General features: G+C 68.9%; 10 protein-coding genes. 8 read left to right on the forward strand and 2 right to left on the reverse strand.

What is annotated here, in order from left to right:
* Positions 1-186, reverse strand: a 186-nt coding sequence (locus PKE44_RS10005; protein ID WP_324550640.1) for a hypothetical protein, incomplete at its 3' end; no start/stop codon positions are given.
* Complete coding sequence (locus tag PKE44_RS10010; RefSeq protein WP_324550642.1) at positions 186-884, reverse strand: ABC transporter ATP-binding protein; 699 nt, start codon at positions 882-884, stop codon at positions 186-188. The genes PKE44_RS10010 and PKE44_RS10005, both read right to left, overlap by 1 nt.
* 232 nt (positions 885-1,116) lie before the next feature.
* Here PKE44_RS10010 and PKE44_RS10015 point away from each other — a divergent pair, with 232 nt between their 5' ends.
* From PKE44_RS10015 to PKE44_RS10050, 8 genes are all read left to right on the forward strand, one after another.
* Entirely contained in the window at positions 1,117-1,767 is a 651-nt protein-coding gene (locus PKE44_RS10015; protein ID WP_324550644.1) for an XrtA/PEP-CTERM system exopolysaccharide export protein, read from the forward strand.
* 42 nt (positions 1,768-1,809) lie between these two features.
* The gene (locus tag PKE44_RS10020; RefSeq protein WP_324550647.1) at positions 1,810-3,408 is read left to right on the forward strand and encodes an XrtA system polysaccharide chain length determinant; all 1,599 of its coding nucleotides are present in this window, start codon (positions 1,810-1,812) and stop codon (positions 3,406-3,408) included.
* A 21-nt stretch (positions 3,409-3,429) separates the two neighbouring features.
* Positions 3,430-4,356: an XrtA-associated tyrosine autokinase gene (locus PKE44_RS10025; RefSeq protein ID WP_324550649.1), complete on the forward strand. Its 927-nt coding sequence runs from the start codon at positions 3,430-3,432 to the stop codon at positions 4,354-4,356.
* Positions 4,349-5,998, forward strand: coding sequence for a TIGR03016 family PEP-CTERM system-associated outer membrane protein (locus tag PKE44_RS10030; protein ID WP_324550651.1), 1,650 nt, complete (start codon positions 4,349-4,351; stop codon positions 5,996-5,998). Before PKE44_RS10025 ends, PKE44_RS10030 begins: the two co-directional genes overlap by 8 nt.
* A gap of 43 nt (positions 5,999-6,041) precedes the next feature.
* The gene (locus tag PKE44_RS10035) at positions 6,042-7,130 is read left to right on the forward strand and encodes an XrtA/PEP-CTERM system-associated ATPase (protein WP_324550653.1); all 1,089 of its coding nucleotides are present in this window, start codon (positions 6,042-6,044) and stop codon (positions 7,128-7,130) included.
* 17 nt (positions 7,131-7,147) lie between these two features.
* On the forward strand, positions 7,148-8,005 hold the full coding sequence (locus tag PKE44_RS10040) for an XrtA system polysaccharide deacetylase (protein ID WP_324550655.1): 858 nt from the start codon (positions 7,148-7,150) through the stop codon (positions 8,003-8,005).
* On the forward strand, positions 8,002-9,066 hold the full coding sequence (locus tag PKE44_RS10045; protein ID WP_324550657.1) for a FemAB family XrtA/PEP-CTERM system-associated protein: 1,065 nt from the start codon (positions 8,002-8,004) through the stop codon (positions 9,064-9,066). Before PKE44_RS10040 ends, PKE44_RS10045 begins: the two co-directional genes overlap by 4 nt.
* Before the next feature lie 12 nt (positions 9,067-9,078).
* Positions 9,079-9,956: TIGR03087 family PEP-CTERM/XrtA system glycosyltransferase (locus PKE44_RS10050; protein WP_324550659.1), on the forward strand; the 878-nt coding region annotated here is incomplete at its 3' end.

Here is a 9,956-nt window from a genome sequence, read left to right on the forward strand (position 1 = left end):
AGCGCGCTCGACGGCTTCGAGCGCGTCGGCGGCGCGCTCGAAGCCGTCGAGCGCGCTGGCCGTGGCCAGACGCACGGCGAGCACGACGGCGACGCCGAGTGCGATGCCGAGCACGGCGAGTGCGAACTGCAGCGGCTGGCGGGCGAGTTCGCGCAGGGCTGCGGCGAGCAGCAGCCGCGCCGGCATCAGGCGGCTCCGTCGACGGCGTGCAGGCGTCCGTCGGCGAGCCGCAGCCGGCGGTCGGCGGCTGCGGCGACCTCGGCGGCGTGCGTGACGATCAGCACCGTGGCGGCGTGCTCGCGTGCGAGCCGCAGCAGCAGGTCGAGCACGCGCGCGCCGTTTTCGGCATCGAGCGCGCCGGTCGGCTCGTCGGCGAGCAGGAGCTTCGGCCGGTGCACGAGCGCGCGCACCAGCGCCACGCGCTGCTGCTCGCCGCCGGAGAGTTCACCGGGCCAGCGCCGGGAGGCATCGGCAAGCCCGACGGCATCGAGCAGCGACGCGACGCGCGCCAGCCCCGCGGCATCGGCGAGGCCGTTCAGTTCCAGCGGCAGGCGGGCGTTCTCGGCGACCGTCAGCGTCGGCACCAGATTGAAGAACTGGAACACGATGCCGACCTGCCGGCGGCGCAGCCGCGTGCGGGCGGTCTCGGAGAGCCTCGCCAGGTCGCGGCCGTCGAAGCACACCTCGCCGGCATCGGGCAGGTCGATGCCGGCGGCGAGGTTCAGCAGCGTCGACTTGCCGCTGCCCGAGGCCCCGAGCAGCGCGACCACCTCGCCGGGCAGCAGCGCCAGTTCGGCACCGGCGAGCACCGGACGCTGGCCGTGGCCTTCGGCGTAACCGCGACAGACCTTGCGCAGCTGCAGCAACGGTGACGGAGCGGTCATGCCATTACCCGTGCATTTCGTGCAGAATCGTGGCCGATGCCGCCGCGGACGCCGCACGCACACACCGTGCCGACCGTGACAACAATTGACCCGTCAATGACATGGCTGCATCGACACGCTTGCGCCGCCTCCGGGATAATCGCCGAATCGGGTCCACCCGCAGGTGCAGGGGGCGCACCGACGCGGTTTACGGGATAAATACGCAAATTTCGGACCGGACGGAGCAATTTCCATGATTCATGTCCTTGCCGTGCCGTGCCGCGTGTGCATGGTTCTCGTGCTCGCGAGCCTCGCGGTGCTCGCCGGCTGCAGCAGCACCGAACTGCCGACGCTGCCGACCACCGGCAATTACGGCACGCAGACCACCGATCCGTCCAAGTACAACTACATCATCGGTCCCGGCGACTCGGTGCAGATCTTCGTCTGGCGCAACCCCGAGGTCTCGCAGAGCGTCACCGTGCGCCCGGACGGCAAGATCACGACGCCGCTGGTCGAGGACCTGCAGGCCAGCGGCCGCACGCCGACGCAGCTGGCACGCGACATCGAGAAGGTGCTGGAAACCTACATCCGCCAGCCGATCGTGACCGTGATCATGGGCGGCTTCGGCGGCCCGTACTCCGAGCAGATCCGCGTGGTCGGCGAGGCGGCCAAGCCGCAGTCGATCCCGTACCGCGAGAAGATGTCGCTGCTCGACGTGATGATCCTCGTCGGCGGCCTGACGCAGTTCGCCGATGGCAACGAGGCCAAGATCGTGCGCGTCGTCGAGGGTCAGCAGCAGCAGTACCGCGTGCGCATCGACGACCTGCTGAAGGACGGCGACATCACCGCCAACGTCGACATGCTGCCGGGCGACATCCTGATCGTTCCGGAATCCTGGCTGTAAGCGCAGATCCACGAAGAACCACGCAGAACCACGGTTTCCGCCATGCACGAGATCGTCGAACAAATCCTCGGTTACCTGCGCGGCATGTGGCGTTACCGCTGGTACGCGCTGGCCGTCGCCTGGACCATCAGCCTCGGCGGCTGGTTCTTCGTGCACCGCCTGCCCGACCAGTTCGAGGCCTCGGCGCGCGTCTACGTCGACACGCAGTCGATCCTGCGCCCGCTGCTGCGCGGCCTGACCGTCGACGTGAACCCGGATTCGCAGATCCAGCTGATGACGCGCACGCTGCTCAGCCGGCCGAACCTCGAGAAGGTCGCGCGCATGACCGACCTCGACCTGAAGGCCCGCGACAACGCGCAGATGGACGTGCTGCTCGATCGCCTCGGCAAGCACATCTCGCTGCGCAGCCTCGGGCGCGAGAACCTCTACACGATCGGTTTCGAGGACAAGGATCCGGGCTTCGCGAAGAAGGTCGTGCAGTCGCTGCTGACGATCTTCGTCGAGAACGCGCTCGGCGAGACCCGGCAGGACTCCGACACCGCGCAGCGCTTCCTCGACAAGCAGATCGCCGAATACGAGGCACGCCTGCTCGCGGCCGAGGAGCGCCTGAAGAACTTCAAGCGCCAGAACGTCGACATGATGCCGCAGTCCGGTCAGGACCATTACAGCAAGATGCAGGAGATGGGCTCGCAGCTCGCGGCCGCACGCCTCGAACTGAAGCAGATCGAGCAGCGGCGCGACACGCTGAAGGCGCAGCTCGACGGTGACACGGCCACCTTCGGCGTCGGTCCGAAGCCGGTGATCGCGCAGGAAGGCCCGGCCAGCATCACCGATTCGGCACCGGTCGACGGCCGCATCAAGATGATGGAGGAGCGACTCGACCAGCTGCTGCTGCAGTACACCGAGAAGCATCCCGACGTCATCGCCGTGCGCCAGACCATCGCCGACCTGCGCAAGCAGCGCGAGAAGGAAATCGCCGAGATTCGTGCCGCCACCGCGGCCGCGGCCAAGGCGGCCAGCAGCAACGGCGGCGAGCCGGTCCAGGACGGCAATCCCTACCTGCAGCAGGTGCGCATGATGCTGACCGCCGAGGAGGGCAATGCCGCCGCCTCGCGCGTGCGCGTCGAGGAGTTCGAGCGCCGCCTGGCCGAGATGCAGCGCATGGTCAACAGCGTCCCCGAGGTCGAGGCGCAGCTGAAGGCGCTGAACCGCGATTACGACGTGACCCGCCAGAACTACGATCAGCTGCTCGCCCGCCGCGAATCGGCGCGCCTGTCGCAGCAGGCCGGCCAGACCAACGAGGACATCAAGTTCAAGGTCATCGATCCGCCGCGCGTGCCGAACGAGCCGACCGGTCCGAACCGCGTCGGGCTGATGTCGGGCGTGTTCGGCGGCGCGGTCATCGGCGGCATCGCCGTGGCCTTCCTGATCTCGCAGCTGCGTCCGACCTTCGACAGCCGGCGCATGCTGACCGATCTGACCGGCCTGCCGGTGCTCGGCATGGTCAGCCTGGTCGTCTCGCCCGACACGATCCGGCGCCAGCGCTACGGGCTCGCGGGTTTCGTCGGCATGGGCATGCTGCTGGTGCTGACCTTCGGCGGACTGCTGGCCGCCCAGCTGACCGGCCACCGGCTGATCTGACGCCGCCTGGAGCGCTCGTTCTTGGACACCATCGAAAAAGCCATCGAACGCCTGAGCCGCCACGAACGGCAGCCGGCTCCCGTCGCCGAGGCGCAGGGCACCGCGGCCATCGTCATCGAGCCGGCCCCGCTGCCGGCAGTGCCCGGCAGCCAGCCGGTGCGTGCCGAAACCCCGGCTGCACCGGCCGTGGTCCGGCGCACCAAGCGTTCGGTCACGCTTGACCTGCAGCGCATCCGCGATGCCGGCATGGTCGTTCCGGACGGCAACCGCAGCCGCATCAAGGAGGAATACCGGCACATCAAGCGGCCGCTGCTGCTCAACGCCGCCGGCAAGGGCGCGGCGGTGCGCCCCAACCAGAACGTCATGATGGTGTCGAGCTCGCAGCCGGGCGAGGGCAAGACCTTCACGTCGATCAACCTGGCGCTCAGCATCGCCGCCGAGCGTGACCGCACCGTGCTGCTCGTCGATGCCGACGTGCTGAAGCCGACGGTGTCGCGCTTCTTCGGCGTCGACAACGGCCCGGGCCTGGTCGACTTCCTGGTCGATGGTCAGCTCGATCTGTCCGAAGTCCTGGTCGAGACCAACGTGCCGTCGCTGGTGCTGCTGCCGGCCGGCAACTCGCACCATCTGTCGACCGAGCTGCTCGGCAGCACGGCGATGCGCGACCTGATGACCGAGATGAGCAACCGCTATTCGGACCGCGTCATCATCATGGATTCGCCGCCGCTGCTCGCCACCACCGAAGCCGCGGTGCTCGCGCATCTGGTCGGCCAGATCATCATGGTCGTCGAGGCCGAGCGCACGCGTCAGTCGCTGGTCAAGGAGGCGCTGGCGCTGCTTGATCCGGACATGGCGGTCGGCTTCGTGCTGAACAAGTCGCGCCAGGCCGCCCGCGGCGACTACTACGGCCCGTACTACTACAGCTACGCGGAGCCGGCGCGTGAGTAAGCGGACCCGACAGTTCGGCCGGGGCTGCCTGTCCCTGTTCGTGCTGGTATCGGGGACCGCCGCTGCCGGCGACGTGACGATGCAGTCCAGCCTGAGCGTCAGCGGCACGCTGACGGACAACATCACGCGCGGCCAGATCCAGTCGGATGGCAGCCCGGTCTCGAAGGGCGACTTCATCACCGAGATCCGGCCTTCGATCGGCGGGCGCAGCCAGGGCGCCGGCCTCAAGTACGATTTCAACTACGAGCTGTCGGCCGTGGAGTATTTCCACGACACGGCCCGCAATGCGGTCAACAACCGCTTCCGGCTCAACGGCACGGCCGAAGTCGTCGAGGACCGCTTCCTGCTCGATTTCCGCTCCGCGTACTTCCAGGTCGCCAATGCGCCGTCGGCCGATACCCTGAACGATCCGCTGCTCGGTTCGGGCGGGTATTCGAACGTCGGCACGCTGACGCTGACGCCGATCTGGCGCGAGCACCTCGGCAGCTTCGCCGACTCCGAAATGACCGGCACGCTCGGTCTGACGACGACCTCCGACCAGAGCGACAACGTCGGCGGCGCCTCGGCCAGCGCTTCGGATTCGACCGTGCTCGGCATCGACTGGCGGCTCAGCAACGGTCGCAGCAGCGGCAACACCGGCTGGAGCGTCGTCTATTCGCGCTCGGTCGAAGGTTACGCCGATGGCAATCTCGGCAACGACGAGCGGGAGCACGCCGAAGCGAGCGTGCGCCAGGGCATCAGTCGCGAATGGGCGCTGCTCGGCCGGGTCGGTCTGGAAAACAACTCGACCCATGACATCAGCGAACAGGAAGCCGCCAACGGCAACTACTGGAGCGGTGGCCTCGGCTGGACGCCGTCGCGCGTGGTGGGCCTCGACGCCTGGTATGGCTCGCGCGACAAGGAACTGACGCTGAACTGGAATCCGTCCGAGCGCACCTCACTGGTGCTGAGCTGGCGGGATCGTGCCGTCGGCCTCGTGACCGGACCGAGCTGGAATCTCGATTTCCGTCACCGCACGGCTTATTCGGACTGGACCGCGCGCTATTCCGAGGAAGTCACGAACTCGCAGGGCGTCGCGCGCAAGGACAGCAACTTCCTGTCGTTCGTGAATCCGCAGACCGGCGAGGTCGTCTATTTCGATCCGGCCACCGGGCGGCTGCTGCCGGCATCGTCGGCGTTCTCGCTGAACAACGAATCCTTCCTGCGCAAGCGCTTCTCGCTCGGCAACAGCTACCAGCGCGGCCACAGCCAGTTCAATTCCAACGTCTTTCACGAGAGTCGCGAATACGAAGCCTCGGGACGCAAGGAAACCTCCCTCGGCCTCGATGCCAGCTGGAGCTGGCAGTTCGCACCGCGTACCCGCAGCGTGCTCGCCGTCAACTGGGAACGCGTGTCCGGCGACGACAGCAGTTCCGGTTCCGGCTCCGGTTCCGACTCGACCGGCAGTTCCGGCGACAGTGACTATCTGACCGGTCGCATCGGCCTCAGTCACCAGCTCTCGGCCGATGCCGATGCGCTGATCGAATACGCCCACACCACCAGCGACGGCGGCAGCGGCGGTTTCGGCAGCAGCGGCGGTGGCAGCAGCTCGCAGTCCTACGACGAGAACCGGCTGACCCTCAGCATCAACATGCGCTTCTGAAGCGCCTGCCCCGGCTTGCGCCGCATCACGGGAATCGAGACGCGTGTACACGCAGTACTACGGCTTCAGCGCCAAACCCTTCCAGCTCAGTCCCGATCCGCGCTTCTTCTTCGGCAGCAGCGGTCACAAGCGTGCGCTCGCCTATCTGCGCTACGGTCTGTCGCAGGGCGAGGGCTTCATCGTCGTCACCGGCGGCATCGGCACCGGCAAGACGACGCTGGTGCGCAACCTGTTCGCCGAGCTTGACCCGGCCACCGTCGTCGCCGCGCAGCTGGTCACGACCCAGCTCGAAGCCGACGACCTGCTGCGCATGGTGGTCGCGTCCTTCGGGCTCGCGCACGAATCGGTGTCCAAGGCCTCGCTGCTGAAGTACTTCGAGGACTACCTGCGCTCGTGTGCGCGCGAGGGCCGGCGCGTGCTGCTGATCGTCGACGAGGCGCAGAACCTGCCGGCGCGCTCGCTGGAGGAGCTGCGCATGCTGTCGAACTTCCAGGTCGGCGAGAAACCGCTGCTGCAGAGCTTCCTGCTCGGCCAGGACGAGTTCCGCGCCACGCTCGGCGGCCCCGGCCTCGAACAGCTGCGCCAGCGCGTGATCGCCTCCTGCCACCTGCACCCGCTCGGGGCCGACGAGACCCGCCAGTACATCGAGCACCGTCTGCGCGTGGTCGGCTGGCAGGGCCGGCCGGCCTTCACCGAGGCCGCCTTCCGGCTGATCCACGAGACCACGCAGGGCATTCCGCGGCGCATCAACGTGTTCTGTGATCGCGTGCTGCTCTACGGCTTCCTGGAGGAACTCACCGAGTTCGGGGAAGAAGCCGTTCGCGCCACGCGCAGCGAGTTCGCGCAGGAGGTGTTCGCGAACAGCGCCGGGGCTGCCCGCACGGCCGAGGCCCCGGCCCCGCGACCGGTGACGGACCCGGCGGCCGGCGATGCGCTGGCGGCACGCCTCGATCGCATCGAGCGCGCCGTCAGCGGCCTGCTGCAGGTGCAGGCCGGCGGCGAGGAATCGGCCGAGGCCGAGCGCCGGCTCGGCGAGCTCGAAGCGAGCGTCGGCATGCTCAAGGAAGGCTTCCTGCGTCTTGCGAACGTCATCGACCGGCACTTCGAGACCGACCGGTCCGAAGCCTCCTGAGCCTGCGGAGACCGCCGATGCAAGCCACCCGTCCCGTCAACGCGATGACGGTCGATGTCGAGGACTGGTTCCAGGTCTCGGCGCTCACGCCCTGGGTGCGGCGCGAGGACTGGGAAACCCTGCCGCGGCGCGTCGGCGCCAACACGCACCGCGTGCTCGACCTGTTCGCCGGTGCCGGCGTGCGGGCGACCTTCTTCACGCTCGGCTGGGTTGCCGAGCGTCACCCCGAGCTCGTGCGCCGCATCGTCGCCGAAGGCCATGAACTGGCGAGCCACGGCTGGCAGCACGTGCGCGTGATCCACCAGAGCCCGGAGGAATTCCGCGCCGACGTGATCCGCACGAAGGCCCTGCTCGAAGACCTCGGCGGCGTGCCGGTGCGCGGCTACCGCGCCGCGAGCTACTCGATCGGGGCGCGCAACCTGTGGGCGCTCGAAATCCTCGCCGAGACCGGGCACGTCTACAGCTCCAGCATCTTCCCGGGCAGTCACGACCTCTACGGCATGCCCGGTGCGCCGCGCTTCCGCTTCCGGCCCGACAACGCGCCGGCGCTGCTGGAGGTGCCGATCACGACGGTCGAGCTCGGCACGCGCCGGCTGCCGGCGGCCGGCGGCGGTTTCTTCCGGCTGTTCCCGTATGCGCTGTCGCGTGCGCTGCTGCGGCGGGTCAATCGCGAGGATCGCGAGTCCGGGCTGTTCTACTTCCACCCCTGGGAAATCGATCCGGCGCAGCCGCGGCCGGCCGGCGTGTCCGGGCGCGCGCGCTTGCGGCACTACCTGAACCTCGGTCGCACCGAGTCCCGGCTGCGGCGCCTGCTCGCCGATTTCAGCTGGGACCGGATGGATCGCGTCTTCCTCGACCCGGAGTCCGTCGCATGAGCGTCGCTGCCACCATGAGCACCGCTGCGGGCAGCATCGCCGTGCGCCGCCTGCAGCCCGCCGATCACGCCCGCTGGGATGCCTTCGTCGCCGCCTGTCCGGAGGCGACCTTCTTTCACCGGGCCGGCTGGGCCGAGGTCCTGCAGCGTGCCTTCGGTCACGACGCGCACTTCCTGTACGCCGAGCGCGACGGCGTCATCGTCGGCGTGCTGCCGCTCGGGCACCTGCGCAGCCGCCTGTTCGGCAATGCGCTGATCTCGGTGCCGTTCTGCGTCTACGGCGGCATCGCCGCGACCGACGAGGAGGTGCGTCGGCCGCTCGCCGATGCCGCCTGCCGGCTCGCGCAGGAGCTCGGCGTCGATTACCTCGAACTGCGCCACCGCCGCCGCCAGTTCCCGGACTGGCCGTGCAAGGACGGCCTGTACGTGACCTTCCGCAAACCGATCCTGCCCGACGAGGACGCCAACCTGAAGGCGATCCCGCGCAAGCAGCGGGCGATGGTGCGCAAGGGCATCGAGGCCGGGCTCGAAGGCCGCATCGAGGCCGGCGTCGACAACCTGTTCCTCGCCTACTCCGAGAGCGTGCGCAACCTCGGCACGCCGGTGCTGCCGAAGCGCTACTTCCAGGTGCTGCGCGAGGTGTTCGGCAGCGACTGCGAGGTGCTGACCATCCGCCAGGGCGAGACGCTGGTCGCGAGCGTGCTGAGCTTCTACTTCCGCGACGAGGTGCTGCCGTACTACGGCGGCGGCACCGCGCAGGCGCGCGAGGTCAAGGGCAACGACTTCATGTACTGGGATCTGCTGCGGCGCAGCTGCGCGCGCGGCCTGCGCCTGTTCGACTACGGGCGCAGCAAGAACGGCACCGGTTCGTACAGCTTCAAGAAGAACTGGGGCTTCGAGCCCGAGCCGCTGTACTACGAATTCCATCTGGTGCGGGCGACGCGGCTGCCGGACATCAACCCGCTGAACCCGAAATACCGGCTGTTCATCGCCGCCTGGCAGCGCCTGCCGCTGTGGCTGAGCCGCCGGCTCGGGCCCTGGCTGGCGCGCAGCCTCGGCTGAACGGGAACGGGCATGGAAGAGCTCCTGCTGCTGGTGCACCGCATCCCGTATCCGCCGAACAAGGGCGACAAGATCCGCTCCTATCACCTGCTGCGTTTCCTGGCGGCGCGCTACCGCGTGCATCTCGGGGCCTTCGTCGACGATCCGGCCGACTTCGCGCACGCCACGCAGCTGCAGGCGATGTGCGCGAGCCTCTGCCTGCGCCCGCTCGATGCCCGGCGCGCGAAGCTGCGTGCATTCAGCGGGCTGCTCACCGGCGAGGCGCTGTCGCTGCCGTATTACCGTGACCGCGGCTTCGCCCGCTGGGTCGACGGCGTGCTCGCCCGCGGCGTGCGTCGTGTCGTCGTGTTCTCGTCGGCGATGGCGCAGTACGTGCTCGACAGGCCCGGGCTCGAACTCGTCACCGACTTCTGCGATGTCGACTCCGACAAGTGGCGCCAGTACGCGCAGGTGCAGCGCTGGCCGCAGAGCTGGGTCTACCGGCGCGAAGCCGCGCGCCTGCTCGCCTTCGACCGGCGCGTCGCCGCGGCGAGCCGCGCGGCGCTGTTCGTGTCCGAGCCCGAGGCGGCGCTGTTCCGGCAGCTCGCCCCGGAGGCGGCCGGCCACACCGGCTTCTTCCACAACGGCGTCGATACCGCGTACTTCGATCCGGCCACGACATACGAGAACCCGTATCCGGCCGGCGGCCGGCCGCTGGTGTTCACCGGCGCGATGGATTACCGCGCCAACGTCGATGCCGTCGACTGGTACGCGCGCGCGGTGCTGCCGATCGTGCGCGCCGCGCAGCCGGACGCGCAGTTCTGGATCGTCGGCAGCCGGCCGGCCGCAGCCGTGCAGGCGCTCGGCGCGCTGCCGGGCGTGAGCGTGACCGGCGCGGTGGCCGACGTGCG

This window comes from Plasticicumulans sp. (assembly GCF_035331805.1).
Lineage (GTDB): Bacteria > Pseudomonadota > Gammaproteobacteria > Competibacterales > Competibacteraceae > Plasticicumulans.